Origin of the sequence: Pseudarthrobacter sp. NPDC058119, assembly GCF_042884655.1 — a bacterium.
In the GTDB taxonomy this organism is placed as follows: domain Bacteria; phylum Actinomycetota; class Actinomycetes; order Actinomycetales; family Micrococcaceae; genus Arthrobacter.
Genome location: NZ_JBHVTN010000002.1, coordinates 432896 through 453423, shown reverse-complemented (window position 1 = coordinate 453423; position 20528 = coordinate 432896). Strand labels below are relative to the sequence as shown.

Below are 20528 nucleotides of genomic sequence, written 5' to 3'. Positions count from 1 at the left end.
TGCTCCACAATCGCCCGGTGAGCACACATCCGGCCAACGCCAAGACCGCACTCCCCAAGGCCAATCCGTGTCGTAGTCCCCCGCCCATGCTGCAAGACTTCACGAAGGCACGCTTGGAATCAACAAGAACCCGTAATAGGGCTACCGCCGGCCGGCCTACCGCCCAGCGCTCGTTCAATCGGGTACTGGCAGGCCGCGGCGGCCCTACCCCAGCCCCACTGCCTTGCCGAAGAGGCTGAAGCCGACGAATGCCACAATGTCCAGCAGCGCGTGGGCGATGACCAATGGCATGACGCGCTTGGTGCGGGTGTAGAGCCAAGCGAAGACCACCCCCATCACGGCGTTGCCAATGAAGGGACCGAAGCCTTGGTAAAGGTGGTAGCTGCCACGCAGCACAGAGCTCACGGCGATAGCCAGTGGCGTACTCCAGCCGAACTTGCCGAAGCGGTCCAGAAGGTACCCCACCACGATGACTTCCTCGAGCACCGCGTGGCGCATCGCCGAGAGGATCAGGACGGGAACGGTCCACCAGTATGCGTCCAGGGCGCTGGGGATAATGGCGGTGGTGATGCCGAGCGCCCGGCCGGCCGCATAAAGTCCCAACGACGGTATCCCAATCAGCGCGGCCAGCCCCAGGCCTTGCAGCAGGTCCTTCCCGGGCCGGGCGAAGTTGAACCCAAGCTTTCGGAATGCAGAACCGGAGTTGGGTGCGTCGCCGGGGGAAACCTGGCGCTGGTCGGTGAGGAAATAGAGAACCAGCAGCACAGGCACCAACGCAAAAATGATGTCCAGCAACTGGTACGTCAGGTCGAAGTACTCGCGTGTGCTCTGCGAGCGGTTCAGGGTGGACGTGCCCTCGGCCAGCGGGGCGCGGGTCATCTTGTCGAGTAGCTGCACCACGGAGTAGACAGCGGACTGGCCCAGGGACAGTCCCAGGACGATCCAGACTTCGAGCCGCAGCCGACGGCGGGAGGGAACCAGCATGTTCCCATCTTGCCTTCAGTTTCTGGATCCTGCCTGACGGAACTCCCCCCAGCCTCCCCGAAGCATCAGGAAGGTGCGACGATCACTTCCGTGCCGTTGGCTTCGAAGGCTGCCTTGTCTCGCGCAGAGATCCCGGAATCGGTGATCAGCCGGGTGAAGTCGTAGCCGTCCATCGTGGCGAAAGCGCGCACGCCGACTTTGGAGGAATCAGCCAGGACGTAGGAAACCCTGGCACGGGACGCCAGCAGGGCATTGACGGAAGCCTCCCCCTCCCCTGTATTGGTGGGTCCGACCTCCGGATCGATGCCGTTGACACCGATGAAGGCGATGTCCAGCACCACCTTCTGCATGATGATGTCCGTGTAAGGGCCCACGAGCTCATAGGACCGGGGGTTGAGGATGCCACCAGTCACCATCACCTTGATGTTGGGCCGGACCGCCAACTGGCCGGCAATGTTGATGGCGTTCGTTACGACGGTGAGCGTCGGCTGGTTGGAGGGTGCATTCAGGTCCTCGCGGGTGGCCAGGATCTGCGCAAGCGCGGTGCTGGTGGTGCCGCCGCAGAGGCCGATGACGGCGCCCGGCCGGATCAGGGCAGCGGCGCACTGCGCTATCTGCTCCTTTGCTTCGGCATGGTCGTCGCGGTTGTAACGTCCGGGCAGGTCATACGCCAGGGCGCCGGTGGTTGCACCGCCGCGCGTCCGCGTCAGGAGGCGGCGCTTGGCAAGGCTGTCCAGGTCGCGCCGGGCCGTGGCAGGGGAAACGTTGAGGGTGCTGACGATCTCATCGACCTCTACCTGGCCGGTCCTGGCGAGCAGGTCCAGAATCGCTGTCAGCCGGTCGGTGCGCGTCATGCAAGCGGGCCTTTCGATACATCAGCCACCGCATTGGGATGACGTTTCCTGATTCTAACCATACGGAAAAGATCAGGAACAATCATACAGCAGGTGCCGTGCTAACGCTCCCGAACTCCAGCCCGCCACACAGCGTACGTCAATGGCATCCCGGGCCGGTAAGCGAGATGCGTGGCGGACGGCGCGTTCAGCAGCTGCAGGTCGGCCCGGTGTCCGACGGCGATCGATCCCACGGCGCGTTCGCCGTCGGCATCCCGGCCGGTTTCCTTGTGCAACGCAAGGGCGCCGCCGTAGGTGGCGGCCCGGACAGCCTCGTGCACGCTCAGCCGCATCTGGAGGACGGCCGTTGTCACGCAAAAAGCCATGGAACTGGTGTACGACGTGCCCGGGTTGCAGTTGGACGCCAGCGCCACCTGCACCCCCGCGTCCAGGAGCTCACGGGCAGGTGCCAGCGGCTGGCGGGTGGAGAGGTCGCAGGCAGGAAGGCACGTGGCCACAGTGCCCCGCTCCCCCGTTCCCAAAGCCGGATCCCAGCCGGACCAGGACGCAGCAAGGGCCTTCACATCCTGTGCGGCAAGGTAGTTCACGTGGTCCACACTGGCAGCGCCCAGCTCCACGGCGAGCTGCACGCCGGGGCCTTCACCGAGCTGGTTGCCGTGGACCCGCAGGCCAAGACCGGCCTCGCGGCAGGCCACCAGCACGCGGCGGGACTGCTCGGAGTTGAACGCACCCTCCTCGCAGAAGACGTCGGCCCACTGGACATAAGGGCGGACCGCGGCGAGCATCGGCCCGCAGACCAGGTCGGTATACGCTTCCGGGTCCTGCCCGGCTGGAACCAGGTGCGCGCCAAGGTAGGTGACCTGGTCCGCTATGGTGGAGGCGATGCGCGCGCTCCGGGCCTCGTGTTCGACATCAAGGCCGTAGCCGGTCTTGGTTTCGAGGTACGTGGTGCCCTGCGATACGGCCTCTGCCACCCGCCCCATGGCCAGTCGGGTGAGGTCGAAGTCGGACGTGGCGCGCGTGGCGTTCATGGTGACGGCGATGCCACCGGCAGCGTAGGCCTCCCCCGCCATCCGCGCCTCGAATTCTGCCGTGCGGTCCCCGGCGAACAGCAGGTGGCTGTGGGAGTCCACCCACCCCGGCAGCATGGCCCGGCCGCCGGCGTCGACGGCGTCATCAGCTGCCGGAGCATTGGCCGTGGAACCAATCCAGGAGATCCGTTCACCCTCGACCACCACCGCCGCGTCTTTCAGAACCCGGTGTTCCAGGTCCTGCGTCATCAGCTCGGCGATATTGGTGATCAAGGTGCTCATGGAATCATTCTTCAGCGTCTGACGGACCAGCGCGTGGCCGCGAGGGCCTGCGCTGTCCGGGATTCCGGACCGTCCGCGGCCCCATCGGCAGGGACAGCGCCGCCGGAAGTGCCCAGCCCGGCAAGGATCTGGCCCGCGGCGAACTCGGCGAGGGCCGCCGACGTCTGGAATCCGTAGCCGCCCTGGCCCGCGAGCCAATAGAACCCGGCAGCCTCGGCGTCGAACCCGGCCACGGGCACCCCGTCCGCGGCTTCCGTGCGCAGGCCCGTCCATGCCCGTCGGATGCCGCTGATCCCCAGGCTGGTGAACGCATTGAGCTTTTCCACCAGGCGCTCCACATCACCTGGATTCGGCCGTGCGTCCTCGGGCCCGCTGGGCACCGTCTCCGAAGGGGAAATCAGCACGTCCTGGCCGTCGGGACGGAAATAGAACGTGTTGTCCGCCGCTGCCACCATGGGGGAGGCCGCCGGCAAGGGATGGTCGACGGCGGCAATCGCCGCAGTGCGCCGGTACGGCTGGAGTCCCAGCTTCTCGACGCCGCTGAGCACCGCCAGTTCATCAGCCCAGGCACCCGCCGCATTGACCAATACCGCGGCTTCAAAGCCCTCGGCACCCGCTCCCACCTGCCACCCGGAACCCAGCCGTTGGGCCGAATGCACCCGGGCACCGGTAATGATGTCGGCTCCGGCCGCGAGCGCCCGCTTGCGGTGGTCCTCCAGCAGCAGGGGCGCGTTGCAGCCAAAGGATCCGGTATCCAGTCCGGCAGCTTCAAAGGTTCCCGGCCTCAGGGCCGGACACAGCTTGAGGGCATGGTCCACCGTGATGGCCTGCATATGCCCGCTGGCCTCTGCGGCGACATCCTCCGCAGACCCCACCAGCATGAAGCTGCGCGGCGTCAGGACTGCTTCCGGCGCTTCCGCGTCGCGGGCTGCGAGCAGTTCGAGGGTCCGGACGGTGAGCTCCTGCACCACGGGAGGCCCGTAGCTGGGAATCAGCTGGCGGGCGGAGCGGGAGGACGTGTGGTACGCCAGCTCCTGCTCCGCCTCCACCAGCGCGACGCTGCAGCGGCCCGCGAGCGCGGACGCGAGAGACAGGCCGGCGATGCCGCCGCCCACAATCAGGACATCGTAGTGTGCTGCCATGGGTCCATCCTGACAGAGATCCCGCGTGCTGGGACCCCTGCGTATAAGGGTCTGTCAGGCTGCTGCCTCGGCACGGCTGGCGACGAAGGCACGCACGCACGCTTCGACGTCGTCCGCTGAATGTGCAGCTGAAAGCTGCACCCGGATCCGCGCGGCACCGCGGGGGACCACGGGGAAGCTGAAGGCGGTGACGAAGACGCCGTGCTGCAGCATCCGGTCCGCCACCTTGGCCGCAATGACGGCGTCGCCGAACATGACCGGGACAATGGCGTGCTCGCCGGGGAGCAGGTCGAATCCTTCCTCGGTCATGCGGCGGCGGAACAGTTCGGCGTTCTCGAACAGGCGGCGGCGGAGGTCGGCCGAGTTCTGGACCAAGTCCAGCGCCTTGAGGGTGGCGGCAACGATGGCCGGCGCAAGGGAGTTGGAAAAGAGGTAGGGACGGGCCTTTTGCCTCAGCATGGCCACGATCTCGCCGCGTCCGGAAACGTAACCGCCGGATGCTCCCCCCAGGGCCTTGCCGAAGGTGCCGGTGTAGATGTCCACCCGGTCGGAGACGCCGGCGTGCTCGGGAGTCCCGGCCCCGGTGGCGCCCATGAAGCCCACCGCGTGGGAATCGTCCACCATGACCAGGGCGCCGTACTTGTCGGCGAGGTCGCAGATGGCCTCCAGCGGAGCGAGGAAGCCGTCCATGGAGAATACGCCGTCTGTGACGATCAGCGTGCGGCGGGCGCCCTGTGCTTCCTGCAGCCGGGCCTCGAGTTCGGCCATGTCCTGGTTGGCGTAGCGGTAGCGGCGGGCTTTGCAGAGCCTGATCCCATCGATGATGGAGGCGTGGTTGAGCGCGTCGGAAATCACGGCGTCATCCGGTCCCAGCAGGGACTCGAACACGCCCCCGTTGGCATCGAAGCAGCTGGAGAACAGGATGGTGTCCTCGGTGCCAAGGAATGCGGAGACCTTGGCTTCGAGTTCCAGGTGCAGGTCCTGGGTGCCGCAGATGAACCGGACGCTGGCCATGCCGAAGCCGCGCTCATCCATGGCGGCCTTGGCGGTCCCGATGATGTCCGGGTGGTCCGCCAGGCCCAGGTAGTTGTTGGCGCAGAAGTTCAGCACGTCGGCTCCCGGGCCGCCAATCTGCCCGGCCGTGATGTGGCTGGACTGCGGCGAGCTGATGCTGCGTTCAGTCTTGTACAGTCCCGCGGTGCGGATCTCGTCCAGCTCTTCGCGCAGCTGGTCCTTGATGGAGGTGTACATGGGGTTCCTTACAGTCGGGTCCAGTCGAGGACAACTTTGCCGCCCACGCCGCTGCGGGCAATGTCGAAGCCTTTTTCCCAGTCCGTGGCGGGCAGCGTGTCCGTCACCACGGCAGAGATTCCGGCGTGCAGCACGGGGTTGGAGGAGAGCATGGCGCTCATGGCGTACCAGGTTTCGTACATCTCGCGGCCGTAGATGCCCTTGAGCGTGAGCATGTGGGTGACCACCTTGCCCCAGTCGATGGTGATCTCCTGGCTGGGCAGCCCCAGCATGGCGATGCGGCCGCCGTGGTTCATGTTGTCGATCATCTCAGGCAGGGCGGAGGGGTGGCCGGACATTTCCATTCCGACGTCGAAGCCTTCGCGCATGCCCAACTCGCGCTGGGCGTCGCGCACGCGGGTGGTGGAGACATCGATGGCAAGGTCGGCTCCGAGCTGCCGTGCCAGGTCCAGCCGCGGCCGGGAAACGTCGGTGATGGCGATCTTGCGTGCGCCGGCGTGCCGGGCGACGGCGATGGCCATGAGCCCTATGGGGCCGGCGCCGGTGATGAGCACGTCCTCGCCTACCAGCGGAAAGCTGAGGGCGGTGTGGACCGCGTTTCCGAAGGGGTCGAAGATGGCACCGAGTTCGGGCGTGACGGAGGGATCGTGGTGGACCCAGACGTTGGTTTCGGGGATGACGACGTACTCTGCGAAGGCACCATCGCGCTGTACCCCGACGCTGACCGTGTGGATGCACATCTGGCGGCGCCCTGCCCTGCAGTTCCGGCAGATGCCGCACACCACGTGGCCTTCGCCGGAGACCTTGTCGCCAACCTTGACCTCGCGGACGTCCTCTCCCACTTCAACCACTTCGCCGTAGAACTCATGGCCGGCGATGAGGGGTGCCTCGATCATGCCCTGCGCCCAGGCGTCCCAGGACTGGATGTGCAGGTCCGTGCCGCAGATCCCGGTGGTCATGACGCGGATCTTCACGTCAGCCGGGCCGGCTTCGGGTTCGGGCCGGTCGACGAGCTCGAAGCCGGCGTGCGGGCCGGCCTTATACAGGGCCTTCATTGGCGTCCTTACTGCTTGGCGTTCACTCTGCTGGGTACCTCCCCATTGAAGCCCCGGCAATGCTTTAGCACAACAGGGATCTTCTCAATCGACGATGTAGCTATTGCTAATGATTAGAGTGGACGTATGGAGGTTCATCAGCTTGAAATCCTGCGGGAACTGGGCGCCCTGGGAAGTGTGAAGGCCGTGGCCGATACGCTCATGGTCACCCCGTCGGCCGTGTCGCAGCAACTGGCGCACCTGCAGCGCACGGTGGAGGTTCCGCTGACCCGCAAGGAGGGCCGGAACCTGGTGCTCACGGAGGCCGGCCAGGTTCTCGCTGACGCGGGCGCCGCCGTCGTCAGTGCCATGGCCGAGGCCCGCGGCGCGCTGGGCACCTATCACGGCTCCCCCGCGGGCAGGGTGACGCTCAGCGGGTTCCACAGCGCGGGGCAGGCCCTGTTCGCGCCGCTGGCACGCATGCTGGACCAGCCAGAGCACCCGCGCATTGAGCTGTCTGACGAGGACGTTGCCCAGCAGGACTTCCCGGCCCTCACCGCCCGGTACGACCTAGTGCTCGCACACCGGATGGACCACAGCCCGCGCTGGCCGGCGGAACGGGTCGCCGTGATCCCCCTGGCGCATGAGCCGCTGGACGTGGCGCTGCCGGCAGGCCATCCATTGGCCCAGCAGGAGACGGTCACGGCGGACGACGTCGGCGGCGAGGCCTGGGTGACCAGCCACCCCGGCTACTCCCCCGCCGATGTCCTGTCTGCCGTCGCTGCCGTCTCCAGCCGGGAGCCGAACATCATCCACCGCATCAATGACTACTCCACGGTGGCGGCGCTGGTGGCGGCAGGAGGCGTGGTGGGGCTGCTGCCCAGGTACACGGCGGGCCCGGTCCTGAACCCGGACATCGTGCTGCGGCCGCTGGAGGGCATCAGCACCCGGCGCAGGATCGACCTGCTGGCCCGGCCGGAGAACCTGAAGCGGCGGGCAGTGGTGATGGTTTGCGAGGCCCTCGAGGACATCATGGCAGGGCTGGTGCAGCACGGCTGAACAAGCGCTCAGCGGTAAGGGGTTCCGCCGCGGACGGCGGCCACGCCTGGAATCTGCAGGAGTTATGCGCCCTGGTCATCGTTGCTGTTGCCCCGGCCCACCCCTTTGCCATGCCCAAGTCCGGGTGCGTGTTTCAGTCCCGGTGCGTGTTCCAAACCGCGTCCCAACCCAAGGGCCGGCCCGTCGCCGGCGCCCTTCACGATCCGCTTGGCCGTAGCCTTGTCCCCGTCCTTGACGCCGGCTATCCGCACTGCGTCGCCCGCGGCTATATCCGCGATGGTTCCGTCGGCCGGCTCAAGCCGCTTGCCGTCGTCGGGCTTTCCTCCGCCGGGCGTTGCGCCAGGGCTGGGCACTGCTCCCGGGCTGGGCGTTGCACCTGGATTGGCGGCCGGAGGAATCTTGGTGATCTTGGTGTCGCCGTTGACGGCGTAGGTCTGGGAGAAGCCGTCCTCGCTCTTGACGGTGATGGCTGAGTCGCTGACTGACTCGACAGTGCCCCGTTGCTCCAGTTTGGTCTGGAACGTACCGTCGGGGTTCTTGACCACACCCTCGCCGTGCAGGGGCAGTGCGCGTTGGGCTTTGCCGGGCTTATTAAGCCCCGGAGCGTTGCCTGAGTCGCCAGGCGCCGACTGCGAGGGCGACGGCGTGGGTGTCGGCGTCCCCGTTGCCGACCAGGCCAGGGCGGCTCCCGTCCCGGTGAGTGCCACGGCGACAGCGCCGGCCAGCACCGCCTTGCGCATCCTCATAGGTTCCCGGATCACCATGGTTGTTCCTCCCGCACGCCCGCGCCGCATCTGCACGCCAGGGCACCGGCGCCCTGTGGGCTCCAGTGTAAGTCCGCCACGGACGTGCAGCCACGGGTAGTTTCACGGGCTGCCGGGTGAGTACTTAAAGCCAACCGGGCCGCAACCGGTGCGGTGATGGGGGTCCAAAACGGCACTGACTGCGGCCCGGCCGGGCGGGAGTGCTAGACGGTGACGCCCAGCTTCTCGAGGATCAGCTCACGGACGCGGCCGGCGTCGGCCTGCCCGCGGGTGGCCTTCATGACTCCGCCCACGATCGCACCGATGGCCTGCACCTTGCCGCCGCGGATCTTGTCCGCGACGTCGGGCTGCGCGGCGAGTGCGGCATCGATGGCTTCCAGGAGGGGCCCGTCGTCGGACACGACCGCGAGGCCGCGCTTTTCGACGATCTCCTCGGGGGTGCCCTCGCCGGCGAGGACGCCGTCGAGGACCTGGGAAGCCATCTTGTTGTTGATTTTGCCGGCTTCCACCATGCGGCTCAGCTCCACCACCGTGGCAGCCTCAACGCCCAGCTGGCCGGGGTCCACGTCGGCGGCCTTGGCGCGGCCCACGATCTCGCCCATCCACCACTTGCGGGCCACCGAAGCCGTGGCGCCGGCGGCGATGGTTTCCTCGATCTCGTCCAGCACGCCGGCGTTGACCACGTCGCGGAACTCCAGGTCGGAGTAGCCCCAGTCGGCCTTGAGGCGCTTGCGGCGCTCGGCGGGCGGCTCGGGCAGGGTGGCGCGCAGTTCCTCCACCCATTCGCGGGAGGCCACCACGGGCACCAGGTCCGGTTCCGGGAAGTAGCGGTAGTCGTCGGCGTCGGACTTGGCGCGGCCGGAGGTGGTGGTGCGGGTGTCCTCGTGCCAGTGGCGGGTTTCCTGGATGACCGGCTCGCCGGAGTCCAGGACGGCGGCATGGCGCTGGATCTCGTAGCGGACGGCGTGTTCGACGGCGCGCAGCGAGTTAACGTTCTTGGTCTCGGACCGGATGCCGAACCGTTCGCGGCCGTGCGGGCGGAGCGAGACGTTGGCGTCGCAGCGTACGTTGCCGCGTTCCATCTTCGCGTCGGACACGCCCAGGTTCTTCACGATCTCGCGGACGGCCGCCACGTAGGCCTTGGCCAGTTCGGGTGCACGGGACCCGGCGCCCTCGATCGGCTTGGTGACGATCTCCACCAGCGGCACGCCGGCGCGGTTGTAATCCACGAGCGAGAAGTCGGCGCCCTGGATACGGCCGGTGGCACCGCCCATGTGGGTCAGCTTCCCGGCGTCCTCCTCCATGTGCGCGCGCTCGATCTCCACGCGGAACACGGTGCCGTCCTCGAGTTCAACGTCCAGGTATCCGTCGTAGGCGATGGGCTCGTCGTACTGGGACGTCTGGAAGTTCTTGGGGGTGTCCGGGTAGAAGTACTGCTTCCGGGCAAAGCGGCAGGACTCGGCGATCTTGCAGTTGAGCGCCAGGCCGATCTTGATGGAGGACTCGATGGCCGTCCTGTTGACCACGGGCAGGACGCCGGGCATGCCGAGGTCCACCTCGTTGACGTTGGTATTGGGCTCGTCACCGAAGACGTTGGGCGCGGAGGAGAACATCTTGGTCTTGGTGTTCAGCTCCACGTGGACCTCGAACCCCAGGACGGGATCGTACTTCTCCATGGCCTCTTCGAAGCTCAGGATGGTGTCGGTGCTCATTATTTTGCCTCCTGGGTTTCGAGGGTTCCGGCAGCGGCGAGGTCGGGGGCCTGGGCCAGCAGCGGGCCGCCCCACTTGGCTTCGAGCAGCGATTCCAGGACCGCGCCCACCCGGTACAGGCGGGCGTCTTCGCGGGCCGGGGCCAGCAGCTGGATGCCAACGGGCAGCCCGTCCTCGTCGGCCAGGCCGCCGGGCAGCGACAGGCCGGGGACGCCGGCAAGGTTCGCGGGGATGGTGGCGACGTCGTTCAGGTACATCGCCAGCGGATCGTCCAGTTTTTCGCCGAGCGGGAACGCCGTGGTGGGGGCGGTGGGCGAGATGAGGACGTCAGCCTGGGCGAAGGCGGCCTCGAAGTCCCGCTGCACCAGGGTGCGGACCTTCTGCGCGGAGCCGTAGTAGGCGTCGTAGTAGCCGGCGGACAGGGCGTAGGTGCCCAGGATGATGCGACGCTTGACCTCGTCGCCGAAGCCTGCGGCGCGGGTGGCACCCATGACGCGTTCGATGGTCATGGGGCCCTCTTCGGGGAGGACGCGCAGGCCGTAGCGGACGCCGTCGAACTTGGCCAGGTTGGAGGAGGCCTCTGACGGCATGATCAGGTAGTAGGCGCCCAGGGCGTACTGGAAGTTGGGGCAGGACACCTCGACGATTTCCGCGCCGGCTTCCTTGAGCAGTTCCAGGGACTCGTTGAACCGGTTTTCGACGCCGGCCTGGTAGCCGTCGCCGTGGAGTTCCTTGATGATGCCGATCCGCAGGCCTTCGACGTTGCCGGTCTTCGCGGCGGCAACGAGGTCTGCGAGGGGTTCGGGCAGCGAGGTGGAATCGCGGGGATCGTGGCCGCCGATGACCTGGTGCAGCAGTGCCGAGTCCAGGACGGTGCGGGTCACGGGCCCGATCTGGTCCAGGGAGGAGGCCATGGCGATGGCGCCGTAGCGGGAGACGCTGCCGTAGGTGGGCTTCACGCCCACGGTGCCGGTGACGGCGCCGGGCTGGCGGATGGAGCCGCCGGTATCCGTGCCCAAGGCAAGGGGCGCTTCGAAAGCGGCGACGGCGGCAGCGGACCCACCGCCGGAGCCGCCGGGGATCCGGTCCAGGTCCCAGGGGTTGCGGGTGGGGCCGTACGCGGAGTGCTCGGTGGAGGAGCCCATGGCGAATTCGTCCAGGTTGGTCTTGCCCAGGATGGGCATCTTCGCGGCGCGCAGGCGCTCCACCACGGTGGCGTCGTACGGGCTGTGCCAGCCCTCGAGGATCTTCGAGCCGGCGGTGGTGGGCTGGCCGATGGTGACGATCAGGTCCTTGACGGCGATGGGAACGCCGGCCAGGTAGTGCAGGGCCTCGGCTTCGGCACCGCCGGCGGCGCGGATGGCGTCCACCTCGGCGGCGACGGCGAGCGCTTCTTCCCGGTTGACGTGCAGGAAGGCGTTGACCTGGCCGTCGACGGCGGCAATGCGGTCCAAGTGGGCCTGGGTGGCTTCGACGGCGGTGACTTCGCCGGTGCGCAGTTTCTCGGCGAGCTGCGCGGCGGAGAGCCGGATCAGGCTATCGGCGCTGGTGTTCTTGTCAGTCATGTCTATGCCTCATCCAGGATGGCGGGAACCTTGAAACGGTTGTCATCGGAGTCCGGGGCGCCGGAGAGTGCCTGTTCCGCCGTGAAGGTGTGGCCCACAACGTCGTCGCGGAACACGTTGGTGAGCGGAATGGGGTGCGAGGTGGCCGGAACGTCGTCCCCTGCGGCCTCGCTGACGGACTTGACCGAATCCACGATGACGGCGAGTTCGCCGGCCATCCTGTCCAGCTCTTCGGCACTCATCTCGATGTGAGCGAGCCGCGCGAGGTGCGCGACGTCGTCACGGTTGATCGCAGCCATGGATCTCCCCTGCAAAGTTCGAATTGTTTTCCGATCCAGTCTAGTGCGCCAAACGCAGATGCCCGTCTGACATCCCCCAGCGGGCGTCAGACGGGCACCTTCGATGCCCGTTCCTGCCTCGGGGACAGGGAGCGCGGGCAGCTACAGACTAACCGATTCCAATGGCTCCAGTCAGCATCCCGACGCCGAGCATTACCAGGGAAATAACGGCGGTGCGCCACAGGACCTTTTTGTGGTGGTCGCCCAGGTCAACCTTGGCCAGCGAGACGAGCAGAAGGATGGCCGGAACCAGGGGGCTCTGCAGGTGGAAGGGCTGGCCGGTGATGGAGGCGCGGGCCATGTCGGCGGCGCCGACACCGTAGTGCGCTGCGGTTTCGCTCAGGACCGGCAGGACGCCGAAGTAGAACGCGTCATTGCTCATGAAGAACGTCATGGGAATGCTGAGCACACCGGTGATGACGGCCATGAACGGGCCCATGGAGGTGGGGATGATCTGGACCAGCCAGGCGGACATGGCTTCCACCATGCCGGTGCCCTTGAGGACGCCGGTAAGGACGGCGGCGGCCATAACCATGCTGACCACGGCGACGATGGACGGTGCGTGCGCGATGAGCTGGGCACCCTGGTCCTTGACCTTGGGGAAGTTGACCAGCAGGGCGATCGCGGCGCCCACCATGAACACGAACGGCAGCGGGATGACGTTGGCGACGAGCACCACCATGACGGCGACGGTCAGGGCCAGGTTGAACCAGAACAGCTTGGGGCGCAGGGTGCTGCGGTTGGGATCGAGGGCGGTGTCGGCGAGTCCGGTGCCGCTGTCCTCAACCACGGTGTCGGTACGCTCCAGCACGGCAACGGAGGATCCTGCCGGGGAGCCGTCGACGGCGGGGGCTGCTCCGCCGGGGTTGCCGCTCTTGCGTCCACGGCCGGTTCCAGGAGCGCCGGTTCCGGAGGCACTGGTTCCCAAAGCACCCGCCGGCGTGCCGCCGTCGAACTCTTCTGCAGTGTCCGGCACACCCCAGATCTCGGGGGCGGTGGCGCGGAGGCGGTTGCGTTCCTGCAGGCCGAGCAGCCAGGAGAAGGCGAAGACGACGACCAGGCCGGCGACGAGGGACGGGATCATGGGGACGAAGACGTCGTTGACGTCGATCTTCAGGGCGGTGGCGGCGCGTGCCGTGGGGCCGCCCCAGGGCAGGATGTTCATGGTGCCGTTGGCCAGGCCGGCCACGCAGGTGAGGACCACGGGGCTCATCTTGAGGCGCAGGTAGACCGGCAGCATGGCTGCGGTGGTGAGGATGAACGTGGTGGACCCGTCGCCGTCCAGGGACACGGCGGCGGCCAGGATGGCGGTGCCCAGGACAACCTTGGCGGGGTCGTTGCCCAGTTTGCGGAGGATGAACTTCACCAGCGGGTCAAAGAGCCCGACGTCGATCATCAGGCCGAAGTAGATGATGGCGAACATCAGCAGGGCGGCGGTGGAGGTTATGGACTTCATGGAGTCCATCACCATGTCGCCGATGCCCAGGCCGGCACCTGCGAACAGGCCAAAAACAGTAGGGACGATGATCAACGCCAGCACTGGCGTCAACTTCTTCGTCATGATCAGCACCATGAAAACCGCGATCATGGCGAATCCAAGTATTACCAGCACAGCCGGCTCCTTCTTGTGAACAGCACCACAGCGTTGTGATGCGTGCTACAGACTGTAGGGTGGAGGCCGTCACGGCAGTGTCTTTGGCCCAATTGATTGGCATACTGCTTATTGGGAGCATTTTGCTCATTGTGCTCACAGCGCTTTCGTACTGAAAACCACTAACCCACGCCCGTCAAGGAGGATGAATGCAGCGACCCGCGCCCCGGCCGCCGCTGCGGTTTTCCACCCAGACGCTGCTGCTCCAACTGGCCGTGGTGCTGCTGGTGGTGGCGCTGAGCACCGCCGTCCACGCCTGGCTGACCTACGACCGGGTGGGCAGCGATGCGGAGAACCAGGCGCTGACGCTGGCCAGGACGGTCGCCTCCGATCCGGAGGTCCGCGCCGATGTGCTGGCCATCAGCGGCCAGCCCGGCACTCCCCCGCCGGCCGAGCTCCTGGCCGGACCGCTGCAGGCGTCGGCGGAGGCAGCAAGGACCAGGACCGGCGCCCTGTTCGTGGTGATCACCGACGAGACGGGCATCAGGCTGGCCCATCCGGATCCGCAGCGGCTGGGCGAAAAGGTCAGCACCGATCCATCCGAAGCCTTGTCCGGGCAGGAGATCACCACCCGGAACACCGGAACCCTTGGCCCGTCCGCGGGCGCGAAGGTTCCGGTGTACGCGCCCGGCACCAGCACCGTGGTGGGAGAGGTGAGCGTGGGCTACTCCATGGAAACGGTGGCACAAAGCGTGGCCCGCGATATCGGGCCGGTGGCCCTGACGGCCGTCGGCGCCCTGCTGGCCGGGGTGCTGGGCTCCTTCCTGCTGCGCCGCCGACTGCAGCGCCTCACGCTGGGCCTGGAGCCGGAAGAGATCAGCACCCTGGTGCACGACCAGGTGGCGGTGCTGCAGGGCGTGGACGACGGCGTGATCGGCGTCAGCGCCGACGGCCGGGTCAGTGTCTTCAACGCCGCAGCTCAGCGGCTGCTTGGTTTGCCGGACCTGGCGGGGTCGCGCTGGGAGGACGCGCCGGTCCCGGAACAGCTGAAGTCCCTAACCCGCCCTGGAAGCGGAGTTGTCGGGCCGGTGGTGGGTGGCGGCGGATCGAACCAGGACGCCCTCGAGCTGGTTGCCGGCGGCCGGGTGCTGGTGGTGAATGCGCGCAAGGCCCTGCACCGCCGGGAGGACCTGGGCTGGGTGGTCATGCTGCGCGACCGCACGGAACTGCAGGAGCTGACGCGGCAACTCGACGCCGTCGGCACTATGTCCACCGCGCTGCGCGCCCAGCGGCACGAGTTCGCCAACCAGCTGCACACCCTTGCTGGCTTCCTGGGCATCGGACAGCACCAGGAAGCGCGCGACTACCTTGCGGGGCTTGCCGCCACCGGTCCGCTGAAGTTCCCGGTGGACCAGGCCGAGCTGCTCCAGGACCCGTACCTGCAGGCGTTCGTTGGTGCCAAGGGCGTGGAGGCCGATGAACGCGGCGTCGCACTGCGCATCGGGCCGGAGACCCTGGTCCGGGGGCAGGTGACCGAGGCCCAGGATGTGACCACTGTGCTGGGCAACCTGATCGACAACGCGGTCAACGCCGCCGTGGCAGGGTCCTCGACGGACCGCTGGGTTGAGCTGGAGGTGCTGGATGAGCCGGGGGACGACGGCGGCACGCTGCACGTCGTCGTGGCGGACTCAGGTGACGGGCTGGCGGAGGGCACCGACACGGAAAGCGTGTTTGCCGAAGGTTTCACAACGGCCTCCAGCACCGTGTCCAGAAATCATCGTGCCGGCGGCGGGCAGGGCTTTGGGCTGGCGCTGGCGCGCCAGCTGGCGCGGCGGCGGGGCGGCGACGTGAAGGTTTTGGAACGCGGGGCAAAGGGCGGGCCGGGCGCGGTGTTCATGGCCATCCTTCCGCACACGACGGCGGGCAGCCCCGCCGCGAAGACCAAGGGGGAAGCCGGAAAGGAAAAGAATGGCTGACGATTTTCGGGTCCTGATCGTGGACGACGACTTCCACGTGGCCAAACTGCACGCCGCCTACGTGGATTCGGTGGCGGGGTTCCTGGCGCTGGCGCCCGTCGGTACGGCGTCGCTGGCGTTGCAGTCCATCCACAGCCTGCGGCCGGACCTGGTGCTGCTGGACGTGTACCTTCCGGACGCCTCCGGGCTGGACCTGCTGCAGCAGCTGGATGTAGACACGATCATCCTCAGCGCCGCCTCCGATCCCGCGTCGGTCCGTGTGGCGTTCCGCCGCGGTGCGCTGGGGTACCTGCTCAAGCCCTTCACGGCGGAGTCACTCTCGCAGCAGCTGCGCTCCTATGCCAGGTACCGGCGCCTCCTGGGCCAGCCCGGGGCGCTGGACCAGGAGGGCGTGGAGCGCGCCAAACGTGCGCTGATTCCCGGGGACGTCACGCCGTCGTCGAAACCACGCTCCGCAACGGAGGCAGCGGTGCTGGAATCGCTGGCCCCCGGCGAGCAGTATTCTGCCGCCGAGGTGGCCGCCCGGGTGGGCGTTTCCCGCGCCACCGCCCAGCGGTACCTGTCCTCGCTGGCGGACGACGCGGCGGTGGAGATCCAGCTCCGCTACGGCACCACCGGCAGGCCCGAACACCGCTACGGCCTGCCGGCACGGTAGGCCGGGAAGTTACTCGCTCTTCTGCGCGACCAGTTCGATCTCGACGAGCATCTTCGGGTCCAGGAACGGGAGCACGTGGACCAGGGAGAGGGTGGGGCGGATCCCGCCGAACACTTCGCCGTGGGCCCGGCCGGCCTCTTCCCATTTGCTGATGTCCGTCAGGTACAGCTTGGACTGCACCACATCCTCGTAGGCGAAGCCAGCGTCGGCCAGAACTTTGCCGAGTTTCTGCAGGATGTACTGGGTCTGGGTGTAGAAGTCATCCCCCACCACTCCGTCGTCGCCGCTGGCCGCGGTGGCAGAGATGTAGAGGGTGTTGTCCACCTGGACGGCGCGGGAATAACCGAGGGTCTGTTCCCAGACGGATCCGCTGCCGAAGGTTTTGCGCATGGGTGGGCCTTTCAAAGCTGGAATGGGTCGCCACCACTGTAGGGCTGCTACAGGTCGCGCCGGTAAACCAGCAGTTTTATGTCGGTTCCGGGTACCAGCCAGTCCCGTTCGGGCACCCGCTGGAAGCCGGTCTTGCGGTAGAGCCCGTGCGCGCTCTCCCAGGTTTGGCCGGTGGTGAGGGCCACCGCACGGATGCCGGGGAGTGTCCTGGCGTGGCCGATGATGGCCTCCACCATGGCTTTGCCGGCGCCGCTGCGCTGGACGGCAGGGTCCACCACCAGCATCCGGAATTCCAGTTCATCCTGCAGGGCGATGTCCGCGTAAGGCTCCCCCGCCAGTGCCAGGGTGACCGAACCGACCACAGCTCCGTCCCGCTCCGCCACCCAGATGGTGGCCTGCTCCGCGCGCTCTGCCACATCCATGATCTTGACCATGTAGGGGTGGGCTGCGTCGTCGAAGTAGCCTGCCGAAAGATATGAATCTCCGGTGATGCGGGCAATGGCGGCGAAGTCGGCTTCGACGGCGGGACGGATGGTTATCTGCGGCTGCACCCGTCAATGCTAGTGGCGCCCCGGCCATTGGCACGGCAGGAAGGCACTTTCCGTGACAGAACTATCAGAACGGACAACCCGCTCCTTCGATGAGGCACGCCCGGGCGCCTCCCAGAGGCGCCCCGCTCAGAGCGGAAACTTGCCGGACAGCTCCAGGCTTGCGGCGCAGGTCCAGGCGTCCAAGCGCTCGTCGTCCGTGGGTCCGCCGTCGAGCGGGCTGGTGAGGCGCGGCCTGCGCACCCAGCAGCCGGCCTCCTCCGCGATCAGGGCCCCGGCGGAAAAGTCATGCTCGTTCAACCCCCGCTCGCCGTAGGCATCGTGGGTTCCGTCCGCCACCATGCACAGGTCCAGGGCAGCGGAGCCGAGCCGGCGGACATCGGCAAAGCCGTCCATCAAAGTGCCGAAGGCGGCCGCCTGCTGGGCGCGGATACCAGGCTCGTAGCTGAACCCGGTGGCCAGGATCTGTCCGGCGCGGCCCGGTACCGGTCCGTCGAGCCTGGTGACGGTGCCGCGTTCCTCCAACCACGCGCCCTGCCCGCGGGCAGCGTAATACACCCTCCCCAACGCGGGGGCGTTGACGACGCCGGCCAGCCAGGCGCCGTCGGCATCGGCGACAGCCACGGAGGTGGCGTAGTAGACGATGTTGCGGATGAAGTTGGTGGTGCCGTCCAGGGGGTCGATGGACCAGCGGTAACCGGTGGGGTCGGTGGCCCGGGTGGTTCCCTGTTCCTCCCCGGTGATGCTGTCGCCCGGGCGGGCGGCGCTGATGACGCCGCGCACGGCGTTTTCCGCAGCCAGGTCGAAGGCCGTGACCCAGTCCCCGGCCGCTCCCTTGTTGCTCGCGTCCAGGGCGTTGCCGTCACGGCCGGACAGGACCTTCGCGCCTGCCGCGGCGGCCTCTTTGGCCACCTCCAGCAGTTCCGTTGCGGACGTCATGCGTTCTCCTCCGCAGTCCTGTCCTGTACTGTGTTCTCCCCTGCAGGGGCAGGTACGGTCGCCTCTTCGTTGCCCCCGTCATCCCCGCCCGGTTCCACGGCATCTCCTGCCGCGGCATCCCCCACAGCTGCCGCGCCGCCGTCGAGCAGTTGCCGGAACCCGTCCTCGTCCAGGACGCGGATGCCCAGCTGCTCTGCCTTATCCAGCTTGCTGCCGGCGCTTTCGCCCGCCACCACATAGCTGGTGTTCTTGGAAACGGAGCCGGCTGCCTTGCCGCCGCGGAGCAGGATGGCTTCCTTGGCCTCGTCGCGGCTGAAGTTGGGCAGGGAGCCCGTGACCACCACGGTCAGCCCCTCGAGGGTGCGCGGCATGGACTCGTCGCGTTCGTCCTCCATGCGTACCCCGGCGCCGGCCCAGCGGTCGATGATCTCGATGTGCCAGTCCTCGGCGAACCATTCCTTCAGCGCGGCGGCGATGGTGGGGCCAACGCCGTCCACAAGCGCAAGTTCCTCCTCGGACGCGGCGCGGATGCGGTCCATCGAGCCGAACGCCTGCGCCAGGGCCCGTGAGGCGCGGGGGCCGACGTGGCGGATGGACAGTGCAACCAGGACCCGCCAGAGGGGCTGGGCCTTGGCTTTTTCCAGTTCCGTGAACAGCTTTTGGGTGGTGGCGGTGGGCTTGGACGGGGACTTCGCGGTGCCCTTGCTGAAGAAGTACGGCACCAGTTCGTAATCGCCGGTGGGGACGCCCTTGCTCTTCTTTTCGCGCCGGATCCGGACGCCGGCCAGGTCCTCGGGGGTGAGGTCGAACAGCCGGGCCTCGGAAGTCAGCGGAGGGGTGTCCGGCTCCGCGGGCTGCGTCAGCGCGATGGCCGCTTCCCAGCCCAGGGCCTCGATATCGAAGGCGCCCCGGCCGGCTACGTGGAACACCCGCTCCCGCAGCTGGGACGGGCAGGACTTGGCGTTGGGGCACCGGACATCCACGTCCCCTTCCTTCGCAGGTGCCAGCGGCGTGCCGCAGGAAGGGCATTCGGTGGGCATCACGAAGTCGCGCACCGGCGGGTCCTGCTGGTCCCGGAGGTTCAGGACCGGGCCCACTATTTCGGGGATGACGTCCCCTGCTTTGCGAAGGACGACGATGTCGCCGATCTTGACGCCCTTGGCCTTGACCACGTCCTGGTTATGCAGGGTGGCCATCTCCACGGTGGAACCGGCAACCTTGACCGGCTCCATCACCCCGTAAGGCGTGACCCGGCCGGTGCGGCCCACGTTGACCTGGATATCCAGCAGCTTGGTGTGGACTTCCTCCGGCGGGTATTTGTAGGCCACGGCCCAGCGCGGAACGCGGGTGGTGTTGCCCAGGGCGCGCTGGGTGGCGAAATCATCCACCTTGATGACGATGCCGTCGATTTCGTGGAGCAGTTTGTGGCGCTGGTCCCCGTACCGCTTGATGAAGGCCAGGACGTCCTCCCGGGCGGCCAGCACCTCGAAGTACGGGCTGACCGGCAGGCCCCATTCCTTCAGCAGTCCGTAGGTTTCCGACTGGCTCCCGGCGGCAAGCCCCTCGCGGGCGCCGATGCCGTGGACGAACATCTTCAACGGGCGCTTGGCTGTCTCGGCCGGATCCTTTTGCCGCAGCGATCCGGCTGCGGCGTTGCGCGGGTTGGCCAGCGGAGCCTTGCCGGCTTCGATCAGGGCTTCGTTGAACTCCGCGAAGGCCTGCGACGGGATGAAGACTTCGCCGCGTACCTCCATTTCCGCTGGAAAGCCGCTGCCGCGCAGTTCCTGCGGGATTTCCTTGATGGTGAGCAGATTGTGGGTGATGTCCTCGCCGGTGGTGCCGTCGCCGCGGGTGGCAGCGCGTACTAACCTGCCGTCGCGGTACAGGAGGTTGACCGCCAGTCCGTCGATCTTCAGTTCGGTCAGCCAGGCGGCTTTCGCCCCGCCGTCGCCGATTTTTTCGATGCTGGCCTCGGCCCGGTTGAGCCAGGCCTCGAGCTCTTCCAGCGAGAAGACGTCCTCCAGGCTGTACATGCGCTGCAGGTGTTCCACGGGCGCGAAGGCCGCGGACACCTCGCCGCCCACTTCCTGGGTTGGTGAATCGTTGGCGACGAGCTCGGGGTGCAGCGCCTCAATCTCCTCGAGGCGGCGGAAGAGCGAATCGAACTCGGCGTCCGAAACCAGGGGCGCGTCCTCCTGGTAGTACGCAAACCGGTATTTCCGGACCAGGTCTGCGAGGTTCTCGTACTCCTCGCGGAGGGCTTCGGTGGGCACCGCTTCGGGCTGGTGCGGTGCCGTGGTCCGGGTGGCGGTCTGTTCTGTGGGTCCTGGTCCTGTGCTCACAGACCTATCTTGCCCTACACCTCCGACAGCCACGGGACAGGACGGCGTGGCACCCGCCCGGTGTCTCTGGA

General features: G+C 67.4%; 18 protein-coding genes. 3 read left to right on the top strand and 15 right to left on the bottom strand.

Annotation, left to right across the window (positions count from 1 at the left end):
* Nucleotides 1–204 precede the first annotated feature (204 nt).
* The 6 genes from ACFVTD_RS06995 to tdh all read right to left on the bottom strand — a co-directional run bounded on the left by ACFVTD_RS06995 (nt 205) and on the right by tdh (nt 6599).
* Nucleotides 205–984 (bottom strand): CPBP family intramembrane glutamic endopeptidase, encoded by a 780-nt coding sequence (locus ACFVTD_RS06995; RefSeq protein WP_387560083.1) that lies wholly within the window; start codon nt 982–984, stop codon nt 205–207.
* A gap of 65 nt (nt 985–1049) precedes the next feature.
* Nucleotides 1050–1838: a DeoR/GlpR family DNA-binding transcription regulator gene (locus tag ACFVTD_RS06990; RefSeq protein WP_387560080.1), complete on the bottom strand. Its 789-nt coding sequence runs from the start codon at nt 1836–1838 to the stop codon at nt 1050–1052.
* Between the two features lie 101 nt (nt 1839–1939).
* Nucleotides 1940–3151 carry an imidazolonepropionase gene (gene hutI, locus ACFVTD_RS06985; RefSeq protein ID WP_387560077.1) on the bottom strand — a complete coding sequence of 404 codons (1212 nt, stop codon included), beginning with the start codon at nt 3149–3151 and terminating at the stop codon, nt 1940–1942.
* A gap of 11 nt (nt 3152–3162) precedes the next feature.
* Nucleotides 3163–4293, bottom strand: coding sequence for an NAD(P)/FAD-dependent oxidoreductase (locus ACFVTD_RS06980; RefSeq protein WP_387560074.1), 1131 nt, complete (start codon nt 4291–4293; stop codon nt 3163–3165).
* Between the two features lie 54 nt (nt 4294–4347).
* Nucleotides 4348–5544, bottom strand: a complete 1197-nt coding sequence (locus ACFVTD_RS06975) for a glycine C-acetyltransferase (RefSeq protein ID WP_387560071.1) — start codon at nt 5542–5544, stop codon at nt 4348–4350.
* An 8-nt stretch (nt 5545–5552) separates the two neighbouring features.
* Complete coding sequence (gene tdh / locus ACFVTD_RS06970; RefSeq protein WP_387560069.1) at nt 5553–6599, bottom strand: L-threonine 3-dehydrogenase; 1047 nt, start codon at nt 6597–6599, stop codon at nt 5553–5555.
* Nucleotides 6600–6725: 126 nt separating this feature from the next.
* Here tdh and ACFVTD_RS06965 point away from each other — a divergent pair, with 126 nt between their 5' ends.
* The gene (locus ACFVTD_RS06965; RefSeq protein WP_387560066.1) at nt 6726–7637 is read left to right on the top strand and encodes a LysR family transcriptional regulator; all 912 of its coding nucleotides are present in this window, start codon (nt 6726–6728) and stop codon (nt 7635–7637) included.
* Between the two features lie 62 nt (nt 7638–7699).
* Here the strand turns inward: ACFVTD_RS06965 and ACFVTD_RS06960 are convergent, their stop codons facing one another.
* The 5 genes from ACFVTD_RS06960 to ACFVTD_RS06940 all read right to left on the bottom strand — a co-directional run bounded on the left by ACFVTD_RS06960 (nt 7700) and on the right by ACFVTD_RS06940 (nt 13628).
* Nucleotides 7700–8401 carry a hypothetical protein gene (locus ACFVTD_RS06960; protein ID WP_387560063.1) on the bottom strand — a complete coding sequence of 234 codons (702 nt, stop codon included), beginning with the start codon at nt 8399–8401 and terminating at the stop codon, nt 7700–7702.
* A gap of 203 nt (nt 8402–8604) precedes the next feature.
* Complete coding sequence (gene gatB / locus ACFVTD_RS06955) at nt 8605–10113, bottom strand: Asp-tRNA(Asn)/Glu-tRNA(Gln) amidotransferase subunit GatB (RefSeq protein ID WP_387560060.1); 1509 nt, start codon at nt 10111–10113, stop codon at nt 8605–8607.
* Complete coding sequence (gene gatA, locus ACFVTD_RS06950; protein WP_387560057.1) at nt 10113–11678, bottom strand: Asp-tRNA(Asn)/Glu-tRNA(Gln) amidotransferase subunit GatA; 1566 nt, start codon at nt 11676–11678, stop codon at nt 10113–10115. The genes gatB and gatA overlap by 1 nt, the downstream gene beginning before the upstream one ends.
* A gap of 2 nt (nt 11679–11680) precedes the next feature.
* Nucleotides 11681–11977: an Asp-tRNA(Asn)/Glu-tRNA(Gln) amidotransferase subunit GatC gene (gene gatC / locus ACFVTD_RS06945; RefSeq protein WP_018763018.1), complete on the bottom strand. Its 297-nt coding sequence runs from the start codon at nt 11975–11977 to the stop codon at nt 11681–11683.
* 148 nt (nt 11978–12125) lie between these two features.
* Nucleotides 12126–13628: a CitMHS family transporter gene (locus ACFVTD_RS06940; protein WP_387560054.1), complete on the bottom strand. Its 1503-nt coding sequence runs from the start codon at nt 13626–13628 to the stop codon at nt 12126–12128.
* Nucleotides 13629–13816: 188 nt separating this feature from the next.
* On the opposite strand from ACFVTD_RS06940, the gene ACFVTD_RS06935 reads away from it, so the two are divergent.
* A complete protein-coding gene (locus ACFVTD_RS06935; RefSeq protein ID WP_387560051.1) occupies nt 13817–15583 on the top strand; it encodes an ATP-binding protein in 1767 nt (588 codons plus the stop codon).
* Nucleotides 15576–16238 carry a response regulator gene (locus ACFVTD_RS06930; RefSeq protein WP_387560048.1) on the top strand — a complete coding sequence of 221 codons (663 nt, stop codon included), beginning with the start codon at nt 15576–15578 and terminating at the stop codon, nt 16236–16238. The genes ACFVTD_RS06935 and ACFVTD_RS06930 overlap by 8 nt, the downstream gene beginning before the upstream one ends.
* 9 nt (nt 16239–16247) lie before the next feature.
* Here the strand turns inward: ACFVTD_RS06930 and ACFVTD_RS06925 are convergent, their stop codons facing one another.
* The 4 genes from ACFVTD_RS06925 to ligA all read right to left on the bottom strand — a co-directional run bounded on the left by ACFVTD_RS06925 (nt 16248) and on the right by ligA (nt 20457).
* A complete protein-coding gene (locus tag ACFVTD_RS06925; protein ID WP_387560045.1) occupies nt 16248–16628 on the bottom strand; it encodes a RidA family protein in 381 nt (126 codons plus the stop codon).
* A gap of 47 nt (nt 16629–16675) precedes the next feature.
* On the bottom strand, nt 16676–17179 hold the full coding sequence (locus ACFVTD_RS06920; RefSeq protein WP_387560042.1) for a GNAT family N-acetyltransferase: 504 nt from the start codon (nt 17177–17179) through the stop codon (nt 16676–16678).
* Nucleotides 17180–17305: 126 nt separating this feature from the next.
* Nucleotides 17306–18115 carry an inositol monophosphatase family protein gene (locus tag ACFVTD_RS06915; protein ID WP_387560039.1) on the bottom strand — a complete coding sequence of 270 codons (810 nt, stop codon included), beginning with the start codon at nt 18113–18115 and terminating at the stop codon, nt 17306–17308.
* The gene (gene ligA / locus ACFVTD_RS06910) at nt 18112–20457 is read right to left on the bottom strand and encodes an NAD-dependent DNA ligase LigA (RefSeq protein WP_387560037.1); all 2346 of its coding nucleotides are present in this window, start codon (nt 20455–20457) and stop codon (nt 18112–18114) included. Before ligA ends, ACFVTD_RS06915 begins: the two co-directional genes overlap by 4 nt.
* Nucleotides 20458–20528: the final 71 nt, after the last annotated feature.

Excerpts from the sequence above, each read along its gene's own strand:
- gatA (WP_387560057.1), bottom strand. The coding sequence starts at position 11,678 with ATGACTGACAAGAACACCAGCGCCGATAGCCTGATCCGGCTCTCCGCC.
- ACFVTD_RS06935 (WP_387560051.1), top strand. The coding sequence starts at position 13,817 with ATGCAGCGACCCGCGCCCCGGCCGCCGCTGCGGTTTTCCACCCAGACG.
- ACFVTD_RS06990 (WP_387560080.1), bottom strand. The coding sequence starts at position 1,838 with ATGACGCGCACCGACCGGCTGACAGCGATTCTGGACCTGCTCGCCAGG.
- ACFVTD_RS06930 (WP_387560048.1), top strand. The coding sequence starts at position 15,576 with ATGGCTGACGATTTTCGGGTCCTGATCGTGGACGACGACTTCCACGTG.
- ACFVTD_RS06915 (WP_387560039.1), bottom strand. The coding sequence starts at position 18,115 with ATGACGTCCGCAACGGAACTGCTGGAGGTGGCCAAAGAGGCCGCCGCG.
- hutI (WP_387560077.1), bottom strand. The coding sequence starts at position 3,151 with ATGAGCACCTTGATCACCAATATCGCCGAGCTGATGACGCAGGACCTG.
- gatB (WP_387560060.1), bottom strand. The coding sequence starts at position 10,113 with ATGAGCACCGACACCATCCTGAGCTTCGAAGAGGCCATGGAGAAGTAC.
- ACFVTD_RS06995 (WP_387560083.1), bottom strand. The coding sequence starts at position 984 with ATGCTGGTTCCCTCCCGCCGTCGGCTGCGGCTCGAAGTCTGGATCGTC.
- ACFVTD_RS06960 (WP_387560063.1), bottom strand. The coding sequence starts at position 8,401 with ATGGTGATCCGGGAACCTATGAGGATGCGCAAGGCGGTGCTGGCCGGC.
- tdh (WP_387560069.1), bottom strand. The coding sequence starts at position 6,599 with ATGAAGGCCCTGTATAAGGCCGGCCCGCACGCCGGCTTCGAGCTCGTC.
- gatC (WP_018763018.1), bottom strand. The coding sequence starts at position 11,977 with ATGGCTGCGATCAACCGTGACGACGTCGCGCACCTCGCGCGGCTCGCT.
- ACFVTD_RS06925 (WP_387560045.1), bottom strand. The coding sequence starts at position 16,628 with ATGCGCAAAACCTTCGGCAGCGGATCCGTCTGGGAACAGACCCTCGGT.
- ACFVTD_RS06975 (WP_387560071.1), bottom strand. The coding sequence starts at position 5,544 with ATGTACACCTCCATCAAGGACCAGCTGCGCGAAGAGCTGGACGAGATC.
- ACFVTD_RS06965 (WP_387560066.1), top strand. The coding sequence starts at position 6,726 with ATGGAGGTTCATCAGCTTGAAATCCTGCGGGAACTGGGCGCCCTGGGA.
- ACFVTD_RS06980 (WP_387560074.1), bottom strand. The coding sequence starts at position 4,293 with ATGGCAGCACACTACGATGTCCTGATTGTGGGCGGCGGCATCGCCGGC.